This is a genomic window from Acetivibrio mesophilus, from assembly GCF_004102745.1.
In the GTDB taxonomy this organism is placed as follows: Bacteria; Bacillota; Clostridia; order Acetivibrionales; family Acetivibrionaceae; genus Hungateiclostridium; species Hungateiclostridium mesophilum.
Genome location: NZ_RLII01000002.1, coordinates 114,315 through 138,249, shown reverse-complemented (window position 1 = coordinate 138,249; position 23,935 = coordinate 114,315). Strand labels below are relative to the sequence as shown.

Here is a 23,935-nt window from a genome sequence, read left to right as displayed (position 1 = left end):
AGGAGGTTTTGCTATGTATGGTATTGATCAATATTATATAATTTTTGTTTTACCTGCACTTCTTCTTTCAATCTTTGCACAGTTCAAGGTAAAAAGTACATTTAATAAATATAGTCGTGTCCGTAACACAAGAGGTATGACGGGGGCAGATATAGCAAGGTTGATTCTTGAGAGAAACGGTCTTAGTGATGTCAGGATTGAAGGAATTGCGGGAGAACTCACAGACCATTATGATCCGAGAACAAAGGTGGTAAGACTTTCGCAGTCGGTTTACGGCAGCAGTTCTGTGGCGGCAATCGGGGTGGCGGCGCATGAAACCGGTCATGCCATTCAGCACAGCGAGCAATATGGTCCGTTGGTTTTAAGAAGCACTTTGGTTCCGGTGGCAAATATTGGTTCATCCTTGGGCTTTCCTCTGGCGATAGCGGGATTGTTTTTAGGCTGGCCTTTACTTGTGAATTTAGGAATAATATTTTTCTCTCTTGCGGTAGCATTCTACCTAATTACTCTTCCCGTTGAGTTTAATGCAAGCCGCAGAGCTATACGAACAATTGAAGACACCGGCGTGCTAAATTATGATGAAATTGACCCGGCAAAGAAGGTTTTGTCAGCTGCGGCTATGACCTATGTTGCTGCTGCTGCTGTCGCAATTGGAAACCTTCTGCGTCTAATATTACTTACGAGAAGAAGAAATGATTAATATGAGAGCAAAAGTTGACAAACCTAGAGAGACTGCACTTAAAATATTGTACGATATCAATGAAAAGGGAGCATATTCGAATATTTCGCTGAATAAATATTTGAATAATCCGGAGCTTGAGAGTATTGACAGGGCTTTTATTACCGACATTGTATATGGTACATTAAAATGGAAATATACTATTGATTATTTGATTGAGAAGTTTTCTTCAATAAAAATTAAGAAGCTTTCTCCTTGGATACTCAATATTTTGAGGATGGGTATTTATCAGTTGAATTATACTGACAGAATACCTGTTTCTGCTGCATGCAATGAAAGTGTGAAGCTTGCAGTAAAGTATGGCCACACTGCTAGCAGCAAATATGTTAATGCTGTTCTTAGAAATATAGCAAGAAGCAAGGATAATCTGCCGTATCCCGATAGAAGCAAGGATACGGCATACTATCTTTCCATAAGATATTCCCATCCTGTATGGATGGTAAAGGATTGGCTTGACCGCTTTGGGGAGGAATTTACCGAAGGGCTTTTAAAATCTAATAATGATGTTGCCCCTTTTACTGTTAGAGTTAATGATTTAAAAATATCCAAACAAGAATTATTGGATATTTTAGAGAAAGATGGTTTTGAGGTTGAAAATGGTAAGTATTTGGATGAAGCACTGATAATAAGTAATCCGTCGGCAGTTCAAAAGATGGAGGCTTTTGCAAAGGGATATTTCCAAGTACAGGACGAAAGTTCTATACTTGTGGGGAAGGTGCTTGACCCAAAACCGGGAGAGACAATACTTGATGTATGTAGTGCACCTGGGGGAAAGTCCACCCATATAGCACAGATTATGAAAAACCGAGGGACTGTGATATCTAGAGATATTCATGAACATAAAATCAAGCTGATAGAGCAGGCGAAAGAAAGACTGGGACTTGAAATAATCAAAACAGAGGTGTATGATGCCGCTGTTACGGATAATAAATTAGAAGGAAAAATTGACAGAGTTTTGGTGGATGCACCGTGTACTGGTTTTGGCATAATAAGAAGGAAGCCTGATATAAAATGGACCAGGAATTTGGAGGATAAGGCTGAGATTGTGGCCCTTCAGGAAAAAATACTTTCTACGGCCTCAAAATATGTAAAAAACGGTGGGGTACTTGTGTACAGCACCTGTACTATAGAGCCGGAAGAAAATGAAAAAGCGGTGGAAAAGTTTATTGGGGAGAATAAGGATTTTTATTTGGAGGATATAGCAAACCTTCTCCCGGATACTTTAAGGAAAGAAAGTTGCGGCAGGGGATACATTCAACTGTATCCGAACATAGACGGTATTGATGGATTTTTTATTGCAAGAATGAGAAGAAGGAGCAAGTAGGATGGACGGAAAAATAGATCTCCTCAGCATGACAATAGAGGAGCTTGAGAATATGCTGACTCAAATGGGACACCAGAAGTTTCGGGCAAAGCAGATATTTCAGTGGACCAATAAAGGAATTAAAGATATTGATGGGATGTCAAATCTCTCAAAAGACCTAAGAGAGCAGTTAAAGGAAAGAGCATATATAAACAGGTTTGAAATCATAAAAAAGTTTGTTTCAAACATTGACGGTACAGCCAAATACCTATTTAGGTTAGGTGACGGCAATATAATTGAGAGCGTGCTGATGAAATATTCCCATGGTTATAGTGCATGTATTTCTTCTCAGGTAGGATGCAAAATGGGATGTAAATTTTGTGCTTCTACGGGTGCTGGATTCGTCAGAAATCTGACATCGGGGGAAATGCTCGACCAGATTCTGACCATACAGAATGACACAAAAGAGAGAATTGGAAATGTAGTAATAATGGGTATAGGAGAGCCCTTGGACAACTACGAAAACGTGGTGAAATTCTTGAGGCTTATAAATCACAAGGACGGTGTTAATTTGGGAGCAAGACATATTTCGGTTTCAACTTGTGGCCTTGTTCCCGAGGTTTTAAGGCTGGCAGAAGAGAAAATACCTGTTACCTTGTCCATTTCCCTTCATGCTCCCAATGACACAATCAGAGAAAAAATTATGCCTGTAAATAAAAGGTATTCTATTGACAAAATAATTGAAGCATGTAAGATATATACTGAGGCTACAAATAGAAGGATTACCTTTGAGTATGCAATGATTAACGGATTGAATGATTCAAAGGAGAATGCACTTGAGCTTGCGGGACGGATTCGTGGCATGTTGTGCCATGTCAATCTGATACCGATAAATACTGTATCGGATACCGGATTTAAGAGAAGTTCGAAGGATAAAATTGCGATATTTAAAGAAATCCTTGAAAGGTATGGTGTTGAAACAACTGTGAGGCGTGAGCTTGGAAGCGACATAAATGCGGCATGCGGACAGCTTCGAAGGAGTCTTATGGATGAGGGACAATTAGTGTTTTAGTGTTGTTTGGGCACTTAGAGCTATTGTAAATAAACACATTTAAGCTAAACAGGGGAGTGATAGAGTGAGATTTGCAGCAAAAAGCGATAGGGGAATAGTAAGGGAACTCAATGAGGATAACTACAGATTAATTACAGGGCATGCAAATGTTCCGGATGTTTTTGTCGTTGCCGATGGAATGGGCGGACACAGTTCGGGAGAGGTAGCTAGTGGCATGGCTGTTGAATTTGCTGAAAAATACATATTGGACCATCGTGAACTATTCTCCAATGAGGAGAGCATACTTTCTACTATAAAAGAACTTATGGAGAATGCGAACACTGTGATATTTACCAGAGCTGCAGAATCACAATCCAACTTTGGCATGGGCACCACATTTATTACAGCCGTTATACTGAAAGATAGATTGTATGTTGGCCATGTAGGGGACAGCAGAGTATATTTAATTAGAGACGGCAAAATTGAAAAAGTTACAACTGATCATTCATACATTGAGGAATTGATAAAAAACGGTTCATTAACAAGAGAAGAAGCGGAGAATCATCCCAAGAAGAATGTTATCACCAGAGCTTTAGGCTGTGAGGAAAAGATTCTCATCGATACACTTACCGTTGAAATAAAGGACAATGATATATTTGTTTTATGTACTGACGGATTGACAAATATGTTAAAAGAAGATGAAATATTGGATATAATTATAAAAAACGATGACCCTGAAGTGTCATGCAGTGAGCTTGTGCGATTGGCAAATGAAAAGGGTGGAGAAGACAATATTACAGTTATTGTAGTAAAAAACAGCCAAGGGAGAATAACAGAATAGGGAGTTAGGTGTAAATTGATAATGCTATGAAAAGCAGAGGTGCTGATATGGTTGGTCAAATTTTAGGGAATAGATATGAATTAATTGAGAAAATCGGTGGGGGCGGAATGGCCCTTGTATATAAAGCAAAATGCAGACTTCTGAACAGGTTTGTGGCAGTTAAGATTTTGAGGCAGGAATTCATAAACGATGAGGAATTTCTGAAGAGATTTAAGATAGAGGCTCAAGCTGCTGCAAGTCTCTCGCATCCAAACATTGTTTCCATATATGATGTCGGCCATGAGGATGACATCCATTATATTGTTATGGAGTATGTAAATGGACAGACATTGAAGGAATATATTGATGAAAACGGTGCTCTCTACTGGAAGGATGCAGTAAACATTGCTATTCAGATATCTCAGGCTATTGAACATGCACACAAAAATCACATTGTTCACAGGGATATAAAGCCGCATAACATTTTATTTACAAAGGATGGTATGTTAAAGGTTACGGATTTCGGCATAGCAAGAGCGGTTAGCTCATCCACCATAACCATGGCGGGAAACACAATTGGATCGGTGCACTATTTTTCACCGGAGCAGGCCCGGGGAGGGTTTACCGATGAGAAATCGGATCTGTACTCCTTGGGAATAGTGTTGTACGAACTTTTGACAGGCAAGCTTCCCTTTGACGGGGAGTCACCTGTAGCTGTTGCAATAAAACATATTCAGGATGAACCTAAGGAGCCTATAAGTATCAAAGAGGATATACCCTTAGGTGTTAACAGCATTGTTATGCGAGCTATTCAAAAGGACCAGACATTAAGATATCAATCGGCGTCCGAGTTTCTGCAGGACTTGTACAAAGTCCTAAAAGAGCCCGATACCCAGTTTGTGAAGGCTCGAACCACTGAGGACAGTCCTACGGTGAGAATTCCGTCAATCGGGAAAAAGGAACTTGCTCTTGAGAGGGATACATCTATAAAAGCAGGAGATGAAGTGGTGAAGAAGAAAACAGACAGAAAAACTACTATTTTGGCAGTGGTGACATCAATTTTGGTTATTTTGGTTTTAGGCGGCTTGGCAGTAAAGGGCTTGGGTCCTGTCGTCTATTCAATGTTTAGCAAACCGGAGGATTTTGTTGTTGAGGATTACAGGAATCAGAATTTCTACGAAGTTAAAGGCAAATTGTCCCAGTACGATGTTCGGGCAGTAGATATGAGAAAGAATCATGATGATATACCAAAAGATGTAATAATATCTCAGGATAAAGCTGTGGGCGAAAAAATAAAGCCTGGGGAATTTGCGCAGATTGAGTTTGAGGTAAGTGACGGTCCGTTGCTTGTAAAAATACCGGATCTTAGGAGAAATGAATATAGGCAGGCTCAAACAGAGCTTACGCAGTTGGGGCTTAAACCCAATATAATCGAAGAATATAATGAAATTGTTACCAAGGGTGTTGTAATCAGGACAGAACCGGACATAAACGAGCAGGTAAAGCCCGGTACAGTGGTGAACATTTATATAAGTCTGGGACCGGAGATAAAGTACAGCCTGGTTCCGAATTTGCTAGGAAAGAGCAAAAGTGAGGCTTTAAATCTCTTGGTGGGTGCGAAGCTTACCATGGGAAAGATATCTCCCGAAGATATGACCTATGCCAGGGACAAAATAATAAGGCAGGAACCTAAAGCTGGAACTGAAGTTGAAGAGGGAACTCCTGTGAACATATTCTTGGAGGATTATAATCCTGACCAGAAGCTTGTAACTCGCACCATTGAGCTTGATAACCCAGACAATTTCGGCGAGAATATAAAGCTTTTGGTAAATATAACAAGATCAGACACTAATAATGTTGAAACCTTATACAGTGAAGTACGGAAAAAAAGTGACTTCCCTCTAACGATTTCAATACCGGTGCCCAACGGTGGAAGCACTTTTGTTAGGGTTTATCTAGATAATAAGAGTTATACGGAATTTACAGAAGAATTTAATAAACGCAACAATACAGAGATAACAGAAGAAACCAATGAAAGCAGTAGTACTGAATCTAATGAAGAGGTTTAAGGAGGTATAAGTTTGCCATCAGGTGTGATAGTTAAAGGTATTGGAGGATTCTATTACGTAAAATCAGAGGATGGAGTTTATGAATGCAAGGCCAGAGGCGCATTCCGAAAAGATTCCAAAATTCCTTTACCTGGTGACGAGGTTGTTCTATCGGTGGTAGACGAAGAAAAAAAGAAGGGATATATTGAAGAAATCTGTCCTAGAAAAATGCAGTTGATAAGGCCGGCAGTGGCAAATATAAATCAGATAGCTCTGGTTGTTTCGGTTAAATCACCATTACCGGATTTTAGTCTTTTGGATAAGCTTTTGGTTACTGTAATGCAGAAAGAAATAAATGCGGTAATCTGTATAAACAAGATTGATTTGGATGAGGAATATAAGAATACTATAATCGACTGCTATAAAGACACCGGCTTTGGAATTGTATCCATTAGTTCGGTTTTGGATGTTGGATTTGAACAATTAGGAGAAATGCTGAAGGGAAAGACTACAGTTTTTGCAGGACAGTCAGGAGTTGGCAAGTCTACTATTTTAAACAGAGTTTTAGATTCGTATGTTATGAAAACGGGCAATGTCAGTGATAAAATTGAGAGGGGAAAGCATACAACGAGGCATGCAGAGCTTTTAGAACTAAAGTCAGGAGGGTTTGTAGTGGACACCCCGGGCTTTAGTTCTTTTGAACTCTCAGACATTGAGCCGGAACATCTTCAAAACTATTATCCGGAGTTTAGAGAGTACATCGGCAAGTGTAAATTTGTCGGCTGTAGCCATATCAGTGAGCCGGGATGCAGGGTTAAGAGTGCCTTGGAGGACGGAATGATAAATAGGGACAGATATGAGCGCTATATAACATTTTATAAGACATTGAAGGACAAGCAGCGCAGGAAGTATTCCTAGCAATCCGGATAAAAATATACTTGACCTATGTTAGAGAATAAAATGGTCTTGTTCAATATTGAAATCTATGTTTAGATAAAACTTATGTATATATATATAAATTTTTGAAAGGAAGTGCATGATGTTGATTAAAATTGCTCCATCCATACTTTCCGCCGACTTTTCAAAACTAGGTGAGGAAGTATTGCGTATTGAGAGGGCTGGAGCTGATTTGGTACATGTTGATGTTATGGATGGACATTTTGTACCTAATATAACAATCGGTCCTCCTGTGGTAAAGTCATTAAAAAAGGTATCAAAGCTACCTTTTGATGTTCATCTTATGATTGAGAATCCTGATATGTACATAGAAAGCTTTGCCGATGCTGGCGCGGATATTATTTCAGTTCATGCAGAGGCTTGTTGTCATCTCCATCGAACTATCCAGAAAATCAAGCTACTGGGGAAGAAAGCTGCTGTAGCGTTGAATCCTGCTACTTCTTTATGTGCTGTCGAATGGGTTCTGGATGATGTGGATATGGTTCTTCTTATGTCGGTTAATCCGGGCTTCGGAGGGCAGAAGTATATAAGTGGAGTTACCCGCAAAATAGAGGAATTAAAGAAGATTATAGATAACAGAGGACTTGATATTGATATAGAGGTGGACGGCGGAATAGATACTACAAATATCCATAGCGTCACAAAGGCAGGAGCAAATGTTATTGTATCAGGGTCCACCATATTTGCAGCGGAAGATACTGCCAAAATAATTCAAGAACTTAAGATAAACTCATATAGTGAATAGGCCGGTGAAAAACTGATGTATGCGCTTATTGTATGTAATGGAAGCATTATAGATTATTCATATCACAGGAAGTTCTTTGATGAGGCTGATTTTATTGTTTGCGCCGATGGAGGAGCTTTGCATTTACAGAAGCTTGGAATAAAACCGGATGTTCTGCTGGGGGATTTTGATTCTATAGAAGAGAGATACCTTGAATACTACAGGGAGCAGAAGGTTACTATATTGAAATATCCAACGGAAAAGAATATGACAGATACAGAGCTTGCGGTAGATACAGCTATTGAAAGAGGTTACAAAGATATTGTGATAATCGGAGGTACCGGTACAAGGCTGGATCACACTTTATCAAATATTTTTTTGCTCAGGCAAATGCTTGATAGAGGTGTTAGGGGAAGAATTGTAAATGAATATAATGAAATATTTCTAATTGACGATTGTACTGAGGTTAAAGCTGAAGAGGGGTATTATCTTACACTTCTTCCTCTTACTTCAAAGGTTGAAGGTATAACTACAAAGGGGCTTTATTACCCACTTAAGGGAGAAACTATTGAAATGGGCTCAACCAGAGGAGTCAGTAATTGTTTTGTGTCACAAGAAGCACAAATATCAATAACATCGGGGGTTTTGATGGTTATAAAAACTAGAGATTAAAAGTTTCGATATTTTGGACTATTAAAAGGAGAAGAGCTTGACACTCTTCGCCTTTTATAGTTAATGTATATTGAATTAACTCTTGTTTCTAGGCAGTTCAGGTATGATTTTCAAAAGGTAACGTTTGATATATGTAAGGTCTGTAGAAGTTACCTTTCCATCTCCATTTACATCTGAGGCAATAAGACTCAAATTAGGATCTTTAGTTGGAAATTCATCTATGAACTTAACAAGATATCTTTTTAGTAGTGTAGCATCGGTGGAGGTTATTTTTCCATCCAGGTTAATATCGCCGTAAAGGATATCCTGCGTCGGTGATGGCTTCACAGATGGCTGTGTAGAAGGTTTTACTGTAGGTGTTGCAGTAGGTGATGGTGTGGCTGGAACAGTACCATTTGGCTCCACACCAAATATGAGAACTCCATTTTCGTAAACGGGCATTTCTTTTACAATTTCACTGTCTTCCATGATTCCCTGATAAGAGAAGTCATTGGTATTATCCCAAGGAGCACCTGCAGGAGGTTGTATATTAAACTGTGCTTCTTTCTGATGGTCTATGGAGCTTCCGGGGAATATCTTAGTGCCGGAAAGATCAATTTCGCAGTAATATATATTGTTGGATGCATCGTAGAGTATTGGTTTTGATATTTTAGCAGTTGGTGCTGCGCTATAAACTATGGAAATGCGTATATCATTAGGATTATATCCGGCAGATACATATTCCGAAAGATCCATGAAATATCTGAAAGAAAGCTTGTCGCTTGATCTTGCCGGCCATGCTGACTTGTTGTAGAGGAATGCTTTTATGCTAGTGCCATTATCTGAATTTGCTGAAGCTCCAACATAAATTTCTTCTTTTACTTCTTCTATAGCCATGAAGTTTGGTATGGGTTCTCCGCCGTATTCGCCGTACATCTTAGCAAGCAATCCTACTATACCGGCATTATAATCACAGGCAACCTCATTTCTTATAAAATCTCCTATATCATCGTTGTAAGAATCATCGGGACCCGGTCCACCGACAAGAGCCCCATAAAGAACATGCCTGTGGTATTCCGGAACCTCATGACTGTTACACCATGAGCCGTGGGCAGTTCTGTGGTGTGGATGTTCCGGAGGATTTACTCCAAATCCGACTACATAACTTCTTCCGCTACTGCCTAAAGCATAGTCAGCTTGTTTTTTGGCAAAATCCATATAAATATTGGCTTTTTCCTTAGAACATCCTGACCAGTCGGAATAAACACATGCAAGGAAGGCAGTAGTTGTAGCATGCCTTAATACACCCCAGTCAGTAAGGAAAGCAAGACCTTTGGGGGTATATCTGATTCTATCACCGTTATATCCGATTGACCAATAGTCCAGATGTCTTTCAATTGTCTCTTTGTATAAAGATTTGCTTGTGATCTTTGCTAAAAGAATTGTTGCTCCATAGTGAACGTCATCCCAGCATTGACCCCATTTGTAGGCTATAAAACTTGTCTGACTCTCGAGCCCCCAGTTGCTTACATATTTTTCGGCTTTATCAAGGTATGTTTGATCCCCGTCAGCAAGGTAAATCCAAGCACCTGCCCAGGAAAGCTCGTCATACCAACCGCTGTTGGATGTGTAGAAGTTCAATGCTTCAATATAGCCTGCATCACTCATGGTGGATTCCGCAAAGTCAAAGAGGTCCTTTGCGTGCTTAAGACATTCAGCAGCATACGCCGGGTCAGTGTCTTTGAATACTACGGCAGTTGCTGCAAGTGCTGCAGCGGTGCCGGCGCTTACGGTAGAACCGGGATTTGACTTGTCTAACTTATAAGCCGGTCTATTGACCTGAAGATCAATACATTCGGCCGGCACCCACCAATTGTGGTCTGCTATACCATTGCCTACTTGATAGTAGTATACATTTTTTTCCGGGTGGCATCTAATGAAGTAATCCGATGTCCATTTAAGCTGATCCATCATATAACCCAATTGACCACTTTTTTGCAATTCATCCTTGTATTCGTATACTGTCCATGCAAGCATACTGGCTGTATAGGCCATAGGTAGGTTGAATTTTACATGGTCACCTGCGTCAAACCAGCCTCCTGTAAGGTCAAGCCCCACATCTTTTCCGTCGTCAAGACATGAATCACCGCGCCAGTTGTTTCGGATGTTATCGGGAAGCTTCCCAGCCATTTGGAACTCGTAAAACATAATTGCCTTCTGGAGCGCTTCTCCGTAGTTATAGTCTGCTGCATAAGCAGGCAACTGCGGTATAAGAACAGTTGAAAGGACAGCAGCTACTATAACTGTAATGATAATCTTTTTCACCATACATCTCCCCTTTTATAAATTGATTGTTCACATCTGTAGATTAGAAAAGCTCCGAAATAGCAATATTGAAATTCTTTTTATTTATCTAAATATATGTATAAGATATATGTGAACAAATAAATCCTGCTTTATGTCTTTATTATATCATAATTTGCTAATACAGAATATTTTTATCGCATTTTTTTAGTACAATTAAATAGAGGAAAGTAATTTTTTCTGTAAACGAAAAGTCTTCTTTGAACTGAAGGGTTATAACTCTCGAGAGGTATTAAGATAATTCCTGTTGTTTTGATATTATACAGGTAATATAATGTAATTATATTCATAAAAGCTTGTATATAGATTTAATAGAATGTTATTTTAGAATGGTAAGCAAAATATAGTAGTAGATTTAGCAAAGTTTTACTTAGTATATTCTAATAGGTTATGAAAAACTTTCATTAAAGAGGGAGGAGTAAATTTATGTTGTATGACTTATTGAAGTCCAGAAGAAGCATTAGAAAATTTCAAAACAAAGAAGTGGAGAAGGAGAAAATAGATATAATCTTGAAAAGTGCTTTGTTAGCACCTTCGTCCCGTTCAAGAAGGCCCTGGGAGTTTATTGCGGTTACTGACAAGGAGACGTTAAAAAAGCTTTCGGATATAAGAGAGCATAGTTCAGCGTTTTTAGCGGGTGCCCCATTGGGTATTGTGGTTGTCGCTAATCCACAGATTTGTGATGTATGGGTAGAAGATGCTTCAATAGCTTCAATTATAGCTCAGTTGTCTGCTCAGTCATTAGAGTTGGGTTCATGCTGGATACAAGTCAGAGAAAGATTCGGTTCTAATAATGTGAAGGCAGGGGACACTGTAAAAGAGATTCTACAAATACCCGGCGAATATGAAGTGGAATGTATAATAGCTGTGGGCTATCCCGACGAAGAAAAGAAGCCATATAATGTAGATGAATTGCCTTACGGTAAACTTCATTTCGGAAGCTTCTAAGGCAAAGAAAGCTAATGTTGATAAAAGACTTCCGGCTAATTGCTACCGGAAGTCTTTCTTATGTCTTTATTATATAAGATTAAAATCCTTGGCCAATGCTTCAAAAGCAGGCAGTGAATTTTTAATGGTATCCATACTTACGCAGTAGGAAAGTCTGAAGTGGCCCGGTAAGCCAAAGCCTGTACCTGGAACCAAAAGAAGGTTATATTTAACTGCATGTTTGATAAATTGAATATCGTCTTCAATAGGAGATTTTGGAAAAATATAAAAGGTTCCTTGGGGCTTAATGCATGAGAAACCCAATCGGGTTAAATTTTCATAGATAATATCCCGTCTTTGTTTATAGCTTTCAATATCAATGTCTACATCCAGTGAGTCGACAATTGCCTTCTGGAACAATGCCGGAGCGTTGACATAACCTAATGTACGATTGCAAAATACCAAGCTCTCCAATATGAGGTTTAGCTCGGGAACCTCGGGATTTACAGCAATATAACCGATTCTTTCTCCTGGAAGAGCGAGGGACTTGCTGAAAGAATTTACGATGAAGGATTTTTTAAACAGTTTGAAAAGGAACGGAAGCTTGGCATCGTCGTAAACCAGCTTGTAATAGGGCTCATCCGAAATTGCATATATAGTTGAGTTATATTCCTTTTCCTTTTTCTCCAGGATATCAGAAATACCCTTCAATGTTTCTTCGCTATATATGTAACCCGATGGGTTGTTCGGAGAATTAATAATTATTGCTTTGATCTTATTGGTGATGCTGCTTTCGAGTATTTTAAGGTCAGGTTTGAAGCTGTCCTTTTCCGGCGGCACTATAACTACTTTTCCGTCGTGGTTTCCAACATAGAATATATACTCCGCGAAGTAAGGAGCTAATATTATCACTTCTTCACCAGGGTTGAGGATTGTCTTTAATACGACGTTGAGAGCACCGGCAGCACCGCAGGTCATGATTATATGTTTAGATGTGATGGAAGACAGCCCTGAAGTCTTGTTTAAGTAGTCAGCAACTTTTTCTCTTACATCGTCATATCCTGCATTGTTCATATAACGGTGGATACCGGGTTTATCTTCATTAACAATAGTTTTTAATGCTTCTTTTACCGATGCGGGTGGTTCGTGATCGGGATTTCCCAAAGTGAAATCATATACATTATCTTTTCCGTGGATTTTACGAAGTTTTTCACCTTCTTCAAACATGGCCCTTATCCATGAGGCATTCTTTAGGTTATTTACTACACTTTCTGATATCATCTACTAACACTCCTTACTCATTTTTCCATTATTAATTTATTTATTATATTTTCATCCGGCGTAACAATAATAGTTTTATAATTATCGTAGATTACCATTCCTGGTTTTGCGCCGTTGGGTTTTTTTACATTTCTGACATGGGTGTAATCGACCTCCACGTGGGAGGAATTCTTTGCTTTGCTGTGATAAGCCGCCAGCTGCGCTGCCTGAAGCAGAGTACTGTCGGGTATATCTCCCTTATCCTTCTTTATTATGACATGAGAGCCCGGAATATTCTTCGTATGAAGCCAGATGTCATTAGAAGATGAAAACTTCAGGGTGAGCATGTCATTTTGTACATTGTTTTTTCCCACATAGATATAAAGACCGTCTGTAGACTTATAAATATGAGGAGTAAAGGCTTTTGAGTTTTTCTTTTCCGGCTTTTTCTTCTTTGCAGGTAAATAACCTTGGTCGGCAAGCTCCTGACGTATATCATCAATATCCTTTAGGGATTTGATGTTCTCTAAGCTGTGCAGCACACTTTCAAGGTATAAAAGCTCACCGCGGGCTTCTTCAAGCTGCTGTGTCGTATGAGTATAGGCAGTCTTTGCTTTTGCGTATTTCTTAAAATACCGCTGGGCGTTCTCCTGAGGAAGAAGGGTTTCATCAAGGGGTATGTCTACATACTCGCTGTTTTCGCTGTAATAATTCAAAAGGGAGACCTTGCCGGCGTTTTTAGGTATACAGTATATGTTCGCAGTGATAAGCTCTCCATAGAGCTTGTAATTCTCCCTTTCGGCAACTTCTCTCAATGTATCCATGTGTATGGAAATTTTTTTATTGCAGCGGTCAATACAGTTGTTCAAAAGCTTTACAAGATCCGCCTTTTTTTGTGTAAGCCTTTCGGAAGTATCCCTGGTAGTATAAAATAAATCCAACACTTTGCTGATAGACGGATAAAAATCAGACGTATTATACTGCTTTATCTCAAAAGAATGAAAATCAACGGGCTTTTGTCTATCATCACCATTCCATATTATGCATGGAGTAAATTCCGAATGCTCAATCTTAGAAATTATTTCATTCAAGGCCTGCTTCAGGTTTTGGACAATGTCCACCGAGAGGCTTGAAATTGGCATTCTCGAGTCAATACCTGCACGATAGCATATTTCATCGCACAAAAGAGGACTGAAGCCTTTGATATTGTTTAGAAGAAACTTTGAGATACGGGGATCTCCTTGTTCCTTTGCCTTCGAAAAGAGCAACTCAACATTAAGCGCAAGAGGACTGGTTTTGTCCTGACTGGGAGGAAGGGAATAGGGTCTTGCGGGCATGACTTCTCTTACGCGGCTGACATCACTGTCCACATGCTTTATTGAATCAATTATTTTATTATCGCTGTTTACAAGTATAATGTTGCTATGTTTACCCATTATTTCAACCACAAGCTTTTTTAAGGTCAGGTCACCCAATTCGTTAATGGTTTCAATATGTATTGTAATTACTCTTTCAAAATCGTGAAATTCTATTTCTGTTATTCTTCCTCCCGAAAGATGCTTTCTTAGAAGCATGCAGAAAACAGGAGGATTTGTGGGATTCTCCTTTGTAATATCGGTAAGATGAATCCTAGGATAGCTGGCATTAGCCGATAACAAAAGCTTGAGATTCTGTCCTTTTGATCTTAAGTTTATTATAATCTCATCCTGCTCGGGCTGATAGATTTTATCGACACGACCACCTGTAAGGGCATCTGATAGTTCGTTAACTGCATTTTTTACTACTATACCGTCAAAAGGCATATTGTACACCTCTTTTGTCAAACATTTTATATGAAATCCATTGTTATATATGTTGCAATATCGAAATTAATGTGAAAAGTTCATTGCAAAACATATAGCAAATCAGAGTTTCGGAAGCATAAACAGATAGCTTTATCCAATTATTATTCCATTGAATATCATACCACTTGAAAAGGTTTTTAACAACAAAAAATATGAATGGAGATATTTACAGATTATTTTCATTATATATAGGAAATTTTATTATGAATCTGCTGCCTTTCATTTCTTCGGACTCAACATCTATTGTTCCGTCAAATTCCTTCACAATTCCATATGTTATCGATAATCCGATGCCGGTGCCTTTTCCCACTTCTTTCGTAGTGAAAAAGGGCTCAAAGATTTTATTGATAATGGCTTTGGGTATACCGATTCCGTTATCTATGATTTCAATAATGACATTTGCGCTGTCAGAATGGGCTTTTATGGCTATTTTTTTATCTGGAGAATCAATCCATTCGGTGCCTTCATTTTCAGCCGTAAGAAGTTTGCTGTTCTTTTCAAGTTCGTTTATGGCATCTCTGGCATTTACAATAAGGTTCAAAAATACCTGTTCCAATTTGTTGTGGTCGGCAAGGACGTAGGGAAGGTTCTCTTGAATATCCATATCAACATTGATTTTGTGTTTTTTCAGCTGTTCACCGATAAGTTTGAATACGTCAAGAAGCGGCATTTTTATGTTTACCGGTGTCCTGGTCTGATCCGACTGTCTTGCAAAGGTGCGAAGGTGTCCTATTATCTTATCAATACGATGCACTTGCTCCACAATGGCATTGAGCTTTTCGAGAAGGAGTTCATCGCTTAATTTGTCCCTTTTCTTTGCCAAGATAAGTCCTTGGGCTATCAGGCTTATCCCTCCAAGAGGCTGATTGATTTCATGGGCTATACCGGTAGCCATTTCACCAAGGGTAGCAAGCTTTTCCGACTGCACTAGCTGGGCATCCTTTTCGCGCAGTTGACGCGTTCTGACCTTTACCATTTTTTCAAGATTATCAGCATATTCCTTTATTTCTTCAATCAGTCGTTTCCTTTGAATTCCCGCTGTTATTTCATTGGCAATAAGGCTTAAGACTTGAGTTTCATTGAGAAGAAAAGCTTTCTGGGGGTGGGAGACAACAATGTGAAGTATGCCGATAATCGAAACATCCGAGGTCAGCGGAATATGAATTATGAAATTTTCACTGCCATTGGCCACAGGCGCTTCCAAATAGTCATAGATGGCATGTTCGGAAAGGGAACTGTGGTTTATTGTAAGTTGTGTGTAGGTTTTAAAGCAGCCTTTTATGTTTTCCGCTACATCCTCATCATCGGTAAAATAGCTGCAGGTATGGATATTGCATCCTTTGCACAAGCCTGTCATTGAGTTTATATAAAAATTGTTGCTAAGATAGTCAAACAAGCAGATGAATACCGATGGTATGCCAAGAAAACGACTTATGGTATTGCATACTGCGGAGCACATCTGATCTATGTTGGATGATGTGTTTACCAGATGGGTGATTTCAATCAGTACGCTATTGAATTGCTCCTGAAGCTTATACCTTGTAATATCTCTGGTAAGAATCAATAAGCCCAGTGTTTCATTGTTGTTATTGACTCTAGGAGTTGATGTAATAGAAATAGGAGTAAAGGAGCCGTCCTTTCTTTTGGCATACATTGTTCGATCTATCAGGCTTGATTTTGTATTATTGTCCGGTACAAAGAGGAATTCACTATTGGGTAAACCCTTTCTATGAAGGTCGGAAGGGAACTGTTTTCCCAGCATTTCTTCCTTTGAGTAGCCATAAATCAATTCAGCACCCTTATTCCAAACAATTATCCTGTTGAGGGTGTCTGTTGCGATAATTGCATATTCGGTTGAACTTATAATGATGCTCTCCAATATATCTTCCGGAAGATTCCCATTGATATGACGGTTATACCTCATTTTGACCTCCACAATTTTAGATCTCTTTTGAGACTTCAATACCTAATATCGTCATGTCGTCAATACAGGTATTTTTAGAGAAGTCTTTTACAGCTTTCATTGTTTTATCAATAAGAGTTGAAAGGGATTCATTTTTGCAGCTTTCAAGAATTTTAAGCAAATTCTCCGAGCCGAAAATTTGGTTATTGTCGGCAATTTCGTCATCTGAGTTCGAAGAAGCTTCAATAATACCGTCTGTGAAAAGCAGTACTTTATCTCCAGGCTCTAACTGGTTTACAGTGCATGTATAGGTTGAATCCTCAAAGACTCCAAGAATAGGACCTGTTGATTCTAAAGGCACAAATCCGCTGTCCTTAACTATGTACTGTGTAATATGCCCGGCCGATACGGTATAAAGCTTTTTGCTGCTTTTATCAATAAAGCCTAAAAACAAGGAAGCAAAAACATTTTGTGCTGTGTTGGACAAAAGCTCTAGGTTTAGATCCAAAACTATTTCGGGAAATCTCCTTTTGTTGATTCCCTGGCGGTAGTTGTACTCTATGTTCTGAAGAAAACTTTTTATTATTATTGAGATAACAGCAGCAAGAATACCATGATTGGAAACATCAAAAACATAAAAGCATATATAGTCTCCTATATCGCATATGTCGTACATATCGCCGCCGACATCATCACAGCATTTATACTCAACGGCAAAATTAAAGCCGTCAATTTTCGGTAGATTTTTAGGAAGCATGTTGAGCAATATTTTTGCGGCAGAGTCGTGAAGACCCTGTAAATAGTTTCTATGCTCCAGCAATTCTTGGGTCATTTTTTCATTTTCCATAAGAAGTTTTTTTCTGTTTATGGCGTTGCTTATAGCTATTGATAGGTCCTGGGCTGTGACCGGTTTTCTAAGGTATTCAAACGCTCCTTCTTTCATTGCAAGAATGGCATTATCCAAATCACCATGTCCCGTAAGGATAATCACGGCCATTTGAGGCATAATCCTCTTAATTTCTCTGAGGATTTCCATGCCGGAGAGTTTGGGCATTTTCATATCGGTAATGACGACATCGATTGAGTTGAAGTTGTCCATGAAAAAGCTAAGCCCTTCTTTGCTACTGGAAGCTGTTATTACTTCATTGCCGTCAATTTCGAGAAGAAATTTAATGTTCTGGAGAATGGTAGTTTCATCGTCTATAACAAGAATTTTCGCCATTTTCTTAGCTCCTCTTCAATATTAATTATTATTATATCAAGTTTTATATGAATTTTCTATAATCATTAAGTTTATGCTATAATAAGAAGAGTGCTAAAGGCTGGCGACATCAAATATTAATTAATAGGTGATATTATGGTTATAGGCGTTTGCAGAGTGGTTTTAAACATCAATGAAGCATTTTCATTAAAAGAGAAGAGGCAGGTTGTAAAAAGTATTGTTGGAAGGATTAAATCAAGGTTCAATGCCTCAGTAGCAGAAGTAGGCTTCAATGATAAATGGAAAAATGCCGTAATAGGGATATCCTGTGTATCAAATGAGGCTGGACATGCGGATAGCATGATGGCAAATATTGTGAACTTTATCGAGAATGACGGCAGGGTTGTATTGGTAGACTACAGTACTGAAAATATATTTGTAGATTAATATTTAAAGATTAAAGTTTATTTATTTTTCCAAAAAAACTTATTGAATTACACTAGAAAATATATTAAAATATTTATTGGTATTAATGAATATTTGGGGCTATAGCGCAGCTGGGAGCGCGCTTGAATGGCATTCAAGAGGTCAGGGGTTCGATCCCCCTTAGCTCCACCAAAAGTAATCGGCAGAATGGGTTATTACCTGTTCTGCCGATTACTTTTACAGGATTTCTTATAACCATTTCATTACTAATAAATTTTCAAAAACAATGTAACACTTTTCTGCTTACATGAATATTATACTACCGTGAAGAAGAACAATTTAAGAAAGGATGAATCAATATGGAAGAAAATAGAGGTTTTGCCTTCGGCTGTGGGAATGACTTCATCTGGTGGATAATAATAATTTTGTTTATTCTCTGTCTGTGCCCAGGAATTTTCGGCGGCTTTGGTGGTGGATGCGGCTACAAGAACTAGTGTCCTGTAAATGAAATTATTGTAAAGCATTTAAGGCACGTACATAAGAATTGCACTGACAAACTGCATGTTTTGTTGACTGAATCTTAAGGGGAGGTAATTGCCTCCTCTTTTCATATATTCAAAATATTTGCGCCGACGATAATTTTATTCAAGAGTTTATTGATATTTATCTTTATTACTATTTGGTGTAAAATAACAATGTATATGTCAATGATAAAGAACTGCAATTTACTGATGCAAAGCCTTATATAAATGAATTTGGAAGAACAATGGTTCCAATTCGTGCAATTGCAGAGAGTTTTGGAGCAAAGGTTGACTGGGATGATATTCTAAAAATAGTCACAATTACTTATGATGATATAGAAGTTTATTTTAGCATTAGACACGATGAAAACACCCTAAACATTAATGATCTAAAAACAAAGCAACGCAAATCCGTTCCAATAGACTCTATACCTGTTATTAGAAACAATAGAACATTCGTACCTTATCGAGTTATTAGTGAAGCATTTGGCTATAAGGTATACTGGGATGCAAACGAATACAAGGTTACTATAGATACCAAAGACAAGCAACCTGTGTTCTTTATGAACCCTGCTTTAAGTGATACCTATTATGAATGTATCGCTAATATGAATACAGACTTTGAAAATCTTATACCACTCTTAAAATATCCAAATATTACGGTTAAGCTTACTGACAAAGAGAGAGAATATTATTTATCTATGGCAAGTTCACATGTCGAGGCTTTTATAGGAGATGTGGACTATACTAAAGAATGTGACCCATACATTCCTACTGCCCCTTTTGCGGGAATTATGAGAGCGGTACATAATGATGCTGTCGAGAACTCTATAATACGAGAAGTTAAGTTTATTTCAGATCCTTCTAAGGTTGAAGTCCTTCAAGATGCAACTATTTTTGCATTAACACCCACAGATGTAATAGTTACAGGTAGGCTGGAATTTATATATCATGAAGCATCCGATGAATATCTTGACAGGTTTGAAGGTAAGTTGAAAAAGGGAGTATGGTATAGTACAAAAATAGCTGTAAAATTTTTGATGGAAAGAGGTTCTATGGAGATTGAGAAAGTAATTTTGGACAATACATTTGAAGAAAAAACATGAGATAGAGAAAGAAAAGGCACAAAGATGTTATATACGAGCTATATTGCTGTATTTTGTTGCCGACAAAAGCGGAACTCACGGTTGTTTTTTGGAATTCATTTAAACTGTGTATTGAAATATCACCGAAGCGGATAATACGTGGGAATACGTTTAATCTGCCATAAAATATATAAGTCTGAAGGCATAAAGGAGAATGTAGCTCTTTGCCTTCAGACTTTAAATTATATACCTGCCAAAAATATCCGGTTAATCAAAATGCAAACTAGGGATTAACAATAACGCGTTTTTTCATGTTCTCATAGATGGATTTGTACATTTTGAAGGTTTTGGCGGAATTCTCGTCTTCACAATTAATATCTGGGTGATACTTTTGAATTATACCGTTCCAGCCAATTCTCAAAATTTCCTCTTGAATTTCATTGAATTTTGTGATCATCTCTTTGTTGCGTTGAGTTGATTCCATAAATACTCCTCCCATTAATAAAAACTTTATGTAAATATAATCATAATGAATATCTATATATTAAGAACGTATATTGGTATTATGTTTTCTATATATATGTTTTCTATATATTATAAGTAAATTATAGCATCTGAGGGTTTTTATATCAAGATTTTTATAGTGAAATAGGACCATAATAGACATGTATACAATTGAAAACCACGTGAGAATATGTACGTAAATAAAGCTTAAGACAACTGAACCTAAATGTCTATAGTTTTATTATCTTAAGCTTTATTCAGTAATTTTATCTTTTCTTTTTTGTTTTTGCTTTTAAGCCGTCAAGTTTTTTATCAACAGAACGCATAAGGAAAAAGAATGAAAGAGCCAAAATAGCAATCACAGCAAATAAATAAACCCATGTCTGCCACATATTTTACTATCACCTCCACCAATAATAATGAATTTTATCATAAAATGTGTACAAAATCAATTAAGAAAAAGGCAGAAGAATTGGTAATAGGAGATTATAGATAAAAAAATTACATCAATATCTAATAAATATATCATTGTTATGAAAAAATAAAAATGTATCTTATCGGTTATACGTAAAAAAATAATACTTACGGAGATGACATGAACACAACATTAATACTTGGTGCAGGCTTTTCAAAGAATTCTGGAGTGCCCATACAATCTGAAATGCCTGCTTTATTGACAAAGGATAGAGAAAATAACGATTTTGAACGCGGTATCTCCCTTGTGCTGGAAGGGTTTATGAGGGATGTATTTGGCTTTGAGAAGGATATATACCCGGAACTGGATGATTTGCTTACTTGTATGGATATATCTACAAATTCAGAGCATCATTTAGGGATAAAATATTCTCCGATTCACCTTCGCGCCTTAAAAAGGTTAATAATTTATAGAATTTTCACGATTTTAGAAGACAGCTTCACATATTCCTATGAGGTAGAGAAACTCATAAGGTTTTTTATTGGAGCTGGGCTTGAGCATACGGGTTTTTTGGTACTAAATTGGGATACGGTGTTGGAAAAATATATTTCTATGATTGACCAAGGGATAATGATTGATTACTGCAATGGCGGTAAGTATCTGACGGGAGACCGTGGTTTTAAAGATGAAAGGGGTGAGAGCAGAAGAACCAAAATTGTAAAGATACACGGATCTTGCAATTGGCTTTATTGCGACAATTGCAGGGTGTTGATAAACGATACAATGTCTAAGGTGTCTACAATAAGAAAAGTAGGGATTAAAAGATCTGATTTTGAGTTGTTCAATGAGATGAAGGGGGTGTCGGATAAGGAGCTTCTAGAGGAGTTACCATGCTTTATATGCGGGGATGCTGTTTCAGCTCATATTGCAACTCAAAATTACAGAAAATCCTTCAGGGCAAACTCCTATCCGAATATATGGGGTGAAGCTGAGGATATGCTGACAAACTCTGAAAAGTGGGTTTTTATCGGGTATTCACTTCCTCAGGCAGATTATGAATTCAAGCACCTTCTTAAAATCTGTGAGTTGAAGCTTCGGCATAGGAAGGACAGGAGACTTTCTATTGATGTGGTGCTTCTTAACAGCGAAACCGCAACCATGAAGTATCAAAGCTTTTTTGGCAATAAAATCAACAGAATCTTTAATGGTGGGATCCAAGAGTATATAAACTATCTCAAAGGTACTTAAATATTTTCCGGATAAATGTTATAATACCGTTTGTGTTACAATTTTGCCAATACACAAGTTATTATAAGGAGTGATGAAGATGAGTTTGAATTTAAACAATGCAAGATATGAGATTACGGCTGTAAAACCGGACCAATATCCGAAAAATGATATACCGGAGGTTACCTTTGTGGGTAGGTCCAATGTAGGTAAGTCATCACTCATAAATGCGATGTTGAACAGGAAGAATCTCGCAAGGGTTGCTGCAACACCGGGGAAAACCAGGTTGATAAATTTTTACAATATTGATGATCAACTTTATTTTGTCGATCTTCCGGGATATGGTTTTGCAAAGGTGTCAAAGTCTATGAAAGCCAGTTGGAAAGATGTAATTGAAACCTATCTGTCAGAAAGAAAACAGCTAAGGAAGATATTTTTGCTGGTGGATATCAGGCATTCGCCAACTTCTGATGATATTCTTATGCATGAGTGGCTAAAAAGCATGGAAAGGTCCTATGTGATTGTGGCTACAAAGCTTGACAAGGTGCCACGCTCCAAAATAAAGGAGAGAATTTCGGATATACGCAGTACTTTAAAGCTTGAAGAACACATAAAAATTATCCCTTTTTCTTCCGAAACAAAGCAGGGAAGAGATGAATTGTGGGAAGAAATTCTATAGAATTTTATAGAATTTTATAGAATCATGTATTTTCCAAAATGCATATTTTTAGCTTTACAACCTATTGTCATTGGTATATAATGAACAAAAAATAATATTTTTGCTAGGGGTGCCGTTAGGCTGAGAAAGAGATTTTTGTCTCTTAACCCTTTGAACCTGATGCGGTTAATACTGCCGGAGGGAAGCTTTTAATACTGTGTTTTGTCTATTGACGCTTATCCTTCGGGATAGGCGTTTTTTAGTTGTATTACATTTAAATTTTATTGGGGGTGATGGTATTGATTATAACTTTAAACGGCAAACAAACTGAGATAGGTGAAAAGACAGCACTTATGGACTTGATTCAGAGCAAAGGTCTTGAACCGGAAAGTATAGTAATTGAATACAACCGGAAGGTTCTTCGAAAGGAAGAATGGGATAGTGTCGTCCTAAAGGAGAACGACAAACTTGAAGTATTGAGATTTGTGGGGGGAGGATGAGATAAATGGACGACAAATTGACGATTGGAGGCAGGGAAATTAGCAGCAGACTTTTCATTGGTACCGGCAAATTTCCTGCAAATAGTATAATTCCTGATGTGATAAAGATGTCAGGAGCTCAGGTTGTCACTACAGCTCTCAGAAGGATTGACTTTGATTCTGATGAGGAAAATATGCTCAAATACATACCGAAGGATTGCATTCTTATGCCCAATACCTCCGGTGCAAGAAATGCCGAAGAGGCTGTGAGAATTGCAAGGATTGCCAGAGCTTCAGGATGCGGCAATTTTATTAAGATTGAGGTTATATCGGACAATAGGTATCTTCTTCCGGACAACATGGAAACTATAAGGGCAACTGAGATGCTTGTCCGAGAGGGGTTTACGGTGCTTCCTTATATCAATCCTGACCTTATGGATGCTAGAAGACTAAAAGATGCAGGTGCTGCTGCAGTAATGCCGTTGGGGGCTCCGATAGGGACCAATAAAGGACTTAGGACCAGGGAAATGGTGAAAATCCTGATTCATGAAATTGATATTCCTGTGATAGTGGATGCCGGGATAGGAAAACCATCTGAGGCCTGTGAAGCTATGGAGATTGGCGCAGCAGCCGTTTTGGTAAATACAGCTATTGCCACAGCAGGAGACCCTGTAGTAATGGCCGAAGCTTTTGCCAATGCGGTCATGGCTGGAAGAAAAGCCTTTCTTTCCGGCACAGGTCCGGTAAAGGAATACGCAGAAGCTTCATCGCCTCTTACAGGGTTCCTTGCATGATAGGATAATAAATTATTTGCATAGTAAATGGGGA

The 23,935-nt window shown here is 38.1% G+C and carries 22 protein-coding genes, 1 tRNA gene, 1 pseudogene and 1 riboswitch; of the genes and pseudogenes, 17 read left to right on the top strand and 7 right to left on the bottom strand.

Going from position 1 to position 23,935, the window contains the following annotated elements:
* The first annotated feature begins 13 nt into the window (after positions 1 to 13).
* The 8 genes from EFD62_RS02865 (at position 14) to EFD62_RS02830 (ending at position 8,314) form a co-directional block, all read left to right on the top strand.
* Positions 14 to 700 carry a zinc metallopeptidase gene (locus tag EFD62_RS02865; protein ID WP_069193925.1) on the top strand — a complete coding sequence of 229 codons (687 nt, stop codon included), beginning with the start codon at positions 14 to 16 and terminating at the stop codon, positions 698 to 700.
* On the top strand, positions 696 to 2,063 hold the full coding sequence (gene rsmB / locus EFD62_RS02860) for a 16S rRNA (cytosine(967)-C(5))-methyltransferase RsmB (protein WP_083225296.1): 1,368 nt from the start codon (positions 696 to 698) through the stop codon (positions 2,061 to 2,063). The genes EFD62_RS02865 and rsmB overlap by 5 nt, the downstream gene beginning before the upstream one ends.
* A 1-nt stretch (position 2,064) precedes the next feature.
* A complete protein-coding gene (gene rlmN, locus EFD62_RS02855) occupies positions 2,065 to 3,114 on the top strand; it encodes a 23S rRNA (adenine(2503)-C(2))-methyltransferase RlmN (protein ID WP_069193923.1) in 1,050 nt (349 codons plus the stop codon).
* Positions 3,115 to 3,178: 64 nt separating this feature from the next.
* The gene (locus EFD62_RS02850; protein ID WP_069193922.1) at positions 3,179 to 3,934 is read left to right on the top strand and encodes a Stp1/IreP family PP2C-type Ser/Thr phosphatase; all 756 of its coding nucleotides are present in this window, start codon (positions 3,179 to 3,181) and stop codon (positions 3,932 to 3,934) included.
* 47 nt (positions 3,935 to 3,981) lie between these two features.
* Positions 3,982 to 5,982, top strand: coding sequence for a Stk1 family PASTA domain-containing Ser/Thr kinase (gene pknB, locus EFD62_RS02845; protein WP_128705759.1), 2,001 nt, complete (start codon positions 3,982 to 3,984; stop codon positions 5,980 to 5,982).
* 12 nt (positions 5,983 to 5,994) lie between these two features.
* A complete protein-coding gene (gene rsgA / locus EFD62_RS02840) occupies positions 5,995 to 6,879 on the top strand; it encodes a ribosome small subunit-dependent GTPase A (protein ID WP_128705716.1) in 885 nt (294 codons plus the stop codon).
* 121 nt (positions 6,880 to 7,000) lie between these two features.
* A complete protein-coding gene (gene rpe, locus EFD62_RS02835; RefSeq protein WP_128705758.1) occupies positions 7,001 to 7,663 on the top strand; it encodes a ribulose-phosphate 3-epimerase in 663 nt (220 codons plus the stop codon).
* Between the two features lie 15 nt (positions 7,664 to 7,678).
* Positions 7,679 to 8,314 (top strand): thiamine diphosphokinase, encoded by a 636-nt coding sequence (locus EFD62_RS02830; RefSeq protein WP_235832543.1) that lies wholly within the window; start codon positions 7,679 to 7,681, stop codon positions 8,312 to 8,314.
* A 75-nt stretch (positions 8,315 to 8,389) separates the two neighbouring features.
* Here EFD62_RS02830 and EFD62_RS02825 read toward each other — a convergent pair whose 3' ends face one another.
* On the bottom strand, positions 8,390 to 10,618 hold the full coding sequence (locus tag EFD62_RS02825) for a glycoside hydrolase family 9 protein (RefSeq protein WP_128705757.1): 2,229 nt from the start codon (positions 10,616 to 10,618) through the stop codon (positions 8,390 to 8,392).
* 465 nt (positions 10,619 to 11,083) lie between these two features.
* Between EFD62_RS02825 and EFD62_RS02820 the strand changes: the two genes are divergently transcribed.
* The gene (locus EFD62_RS02820; protein WP_128705714.1) at positions 11,084 to 11,605 is read left to right on the top strand and encodes a nitroreductase family protein; all 522 of its coding nucleotides are present in this window, start codon (positions 11,084 to 11,086) and stop codon (positions 11,603 to 11,605) included.
* 69 nt (positions 11,606 to 11,674) lie between these two features.
* On the opposite strand, the gene EFD62_RS02815 is transcribed toward EFD62_RS02820, so the two are convergent.
* The 4 genes from EFD62_RS02815 to EFD62_RS02800 form a co-directional block, all read right to left on the bottom strand.
* On the bottom strand, positions 11,675 to 12,865 hold the full coding sequence (locus EFD62_RS02815) for a pyridoxal phosphate-dependent aminotransferase (RefSeq protein WP_128705713.1): 1,191 nt from the start codon (positions 12,863 to 12,865) through the stop codon (positions 11,675 to 11,677).
* A 17-nt stretch (positions 12,866 to 12,882) separates the two neighbouring features.
* Complete coding sequence (locus EFD62_RS02810) at positions 12,883 to 14,646, bottom strand: Rqc2 family fibronectin-binding protein (protein WP_069193916.1); 1,764 nt, start codon at positions 14,644 to 14,646, stop codon at positions 12,883 to 12,885.
* Positions 14,647 to 14,854: 208 nt separating this feature from the next.
* A complete protein-coding gene (locus tag EFD62_RS02805; RefSeq protein ID WP_069193915.1) occupies positions 14,855 to 16,612 on the bottom strand; it encodes an ATP-binding protein in 1,758 nt (585 codons plus the stop codon).
* A gap of 16 nt (positions 16,613 to 16,628) precedes the next feature.
* Positions 16,629 to 17,813: a PP2C family protein-serine/threonine phosphatase gene (locus tag EFD62_RS02800; RefSeq protein WP_069193914.1), complete on the bottom strand. Its 1,185-nt coding sequence runs from the start codon at positions 17,811 to 17,813 to the stop codon at positions 16,629 to 16,631.
* 135 nt (positions 17,814 to 17,948) lie between these two features.
* Here EFD62_RS02800 and EFD62_RS02795 point away from each other — a divergent pair, with 135 nt between their 5' ends.
* The 4 genes and pseudogenes from EFD62_RS02795 to EFD62_RS02785 form a co-directional block, all read left to right on the top strand.
* Positions 17,949 to 18,239, top strand: a complete 291-nt coding sequence (locus EFD62_RS02795; RefSeq protein ID WP_069193913.1) for a DUF503 domain-containing protein — start codon at positions 17,949 to 17,951, stop codon at positions 18,237 to 18,239.
* A gap of 95 nt (positions 18,240 to 18,334) precedes the next feature.
* Positions 18,335 to 18,410, top strand: a tRNA-Ala gene (locus EFD62_RS02790).
* 167 nt (positions 18,411 to 18,577) lie between these two features.
* Positions 18,578 to 18,712: a hypothetical protein gene (locus EFD62_RS18215; protein ID WP_268919919.1), complete on the top strand. Its 135-nt coding sequence runs from the start codon at positions 18,578 to 18,580 to the stop codon at positions 18,710 to 18,712.
* Positions 18,713 to 18,930: 218 nt separating this feature from the next.
* Positions 18,931 to 19,845: pseudogene (locus EFD62_RS02785) on the top strand (copper amine oxidase N-terminal domain-containing protein); the annotation flags it as partial.
* Positions 19,846 to 20,107: 262 nt separating this feature from the next.
* Here the strand turns inward: EFD62_RS02785 and EFD62_RS02780 are convergent.
* Together EFD62_RS02780 and EFD62_RS18210 are read right to left on the bottom strand one after the other, a co-directional pair.
* Entirely contained in the window at positions 20,108 to 20,308 is a 201-nt protein-coding gene (locus tag EFD62_RS02780; protein WP_069193912.1) for a hypothetical protein, read from the bottom strand.
* A gap of 286 nt (positions 20,309 to 20,594) precedes the next feature.
* Positions 20,595 to 20,720 carry a hypothetical protein gene (locus EFD62_RS18210; RefSeq protein WP_268919918.1) on the bottom strand — a complete coding sequence of 42 codons (126 nt, stop codon included), beginning with the start codon at positions 20,718 to 20,720 and terminating at the stop codon, positions 20,595 to 20,597.
* 203 nt (positions 20,721 to 20,923) lie between these two features.
* On the opposite strand from EFD62_RS18210, the gene EFD62_RS02775 reads away from it, so the two are divergent.
* The 4 genes from EFD62_RS02775 to EFD62_RS02760 all read left to right on the top strand — a co-directional run bounded on the left by EFD62_RS02775 (position 20,924) and on the right by EFD62_RS02760 (position 23,901).
* On the top strand, positions 20,924 to 21,991 hold the full coding sequence (locus tag EFD62_RS02775) for a hypothetical protein (RefSeq protein ID WP_069193911.1): 1,068 nt from the start codon (positions 20,924 to 20,926) through the stop codon (positions 21,989 to 21,991).
* 79 nt (positions 21,992 to 22,070) lie between these two features.
* A complete protein-coding gene (yihA, locus tag EFD62_RS02770) occupies positions 22,071 to 22,649 on the top strand; it encodes a ribosome biogenesis GTP-binding protein YihA/YsxC (protein WP_407921082.1) in 579 nt (192 codons plus the stop codon).
* Positions 22,650 to 22,744: 95 nt separating this feature from the next.
* Positions 22,745 to 22,849, top strand: a riboswitch (TPP riboswitch).
* Between the two features lie 78 nt (positions 22,850 to 22,927).
* Entirely contained in the window at positions 22,928 to 23,128 is a 201-nt protein-coding gene (gene thiS / locus EFD62_RS02765; RefSeq protein WP_069193909.1) for a sulfur carrier protein ThiS, read from the top strand.
* Between the two features lie 5 nt (positions 23,129 to 23,133).
* Positions 23,134 to 23,901, top strand: coding sequence for a thiazole synthase (locus EFD62_RS02760; RefSeq protein ID WP_069193908.1), 768 nt, complete (start codon positions 23,134 to 23,136; stop codon positions 23,899 to 23,901).
* The last annotated feature ends 34 nt before the right edge of the window (positions 23,902 to 23,935 follow it).

Coding starts and splice junctions, on each gene's coding strand:
- EFD62_RS02865 (WP_069193925.1), top strand. CDS start 14: ATGTATGGTATTGATCAATATTATATAATTTTTGTTTTACCTGCACTT.
- rlmN (WP_069193923.1), top strand. CDS start 2,065: ATGGACGGAAAAATAGATCTCCTCAGCATGACAATAGAGGAGCTTGAG.
- pknB (WP_128705759.1), top strand. CDS start 3,982: ATGGTTGGTCAAATTTTAGGGAATAGATATGAATTAATTGAGAAAATC.
- rpe (WP_128705758.1), top strand. CDS start 7,001: ATGTTGATTAAAATTGCTCCATCCATACTTTCCGCCGACTTTTCAAAA.
- EFD62_RS02830 (WP_235832543.1), top strand. CDS start 7,679: ATGTATGCGCTTATTGTATGTAATGGAAGCATTATAGATTATTCATAT.
- EFD62_RS02820 (WP_128705714.1), top strand. CDS start 11,084: ATGTTGTATGACTTATTGAAGTCCAGAAGAAGCATTAGAAAATTTCAA.
- EFD62_RS02815 (WP_128705713.1), bottom strand. CDS start 12,865: ATGATATCAGAAAGTGTAGTAAATAACCTAAAGAATGCCTCATGGATA.
- EFD62_RS02810 (WP_069193916.1), bottom strand. CDS start 14,646: ATGCCTTTTGACGGTATAGTAGTAAAAAATGCAGTTAACGAACTATCA.
- EFD62_RS02805 (WP_069193915.1), bottom strand. CDS start 16,612: ATGAGGTATAACCGTCATATCAATGGGAATCTTCCGGAAGATATATTG.
- EFD62_RS02800 (WP_069193914.1), bottom strand. CDS start 17,813: ATGGCGAAAATTCTTGTTATAGACGATGAAACTACCATTCTCCAGAAC.
- EFD62_RS02795 (WP_069193913.1), top strand. CDS start 17,949: ATGGTTATAGGCGTTTGCAGAGTGGTTTTAAACATCAATGAAGCATTT.
- EFD62_RS18215 (WP_268919919.1), top strand. CDS start 18,578: ATGGAAGAAAATAGAGGTTTTGCCTTCGGCTGTGGGAATGACTTCATC.
- EFD62_RS02780 (WP_069193912.1), bottom strand. CDS start 20,308: ATGGAATCAACTCAACGCAACAAAGAGATGATCACAAAATTCAATGAA.
- EFD62_RS18210 (WP_268919918.1), bottom strand. CDS start 20,720: ATGTGGCAGACATGGGTTTATTTATTTGCTGTGATTGCTATTTTGGCT.
- EFD62_RS02775 (WP_069193911.1), top strand. CDS start 20,924: ATGAACACAACATTAATACTTGGTGCAGGCTTTTCAAAGAATTCTGGA.
- yihA (WP_407921082.1), top strand. CDS start 22,071: ATGAGTTTGAATTTAAACAATGCAAGATATGAGATTACGGCTGTAAAA.
- EFD62_RS02760 (WP_069193908.1), top strand. CDS start 23,134: ATGGACGACAAATTGACGATTGGAGGCAGGGAAATTAGCAGCAGACTT.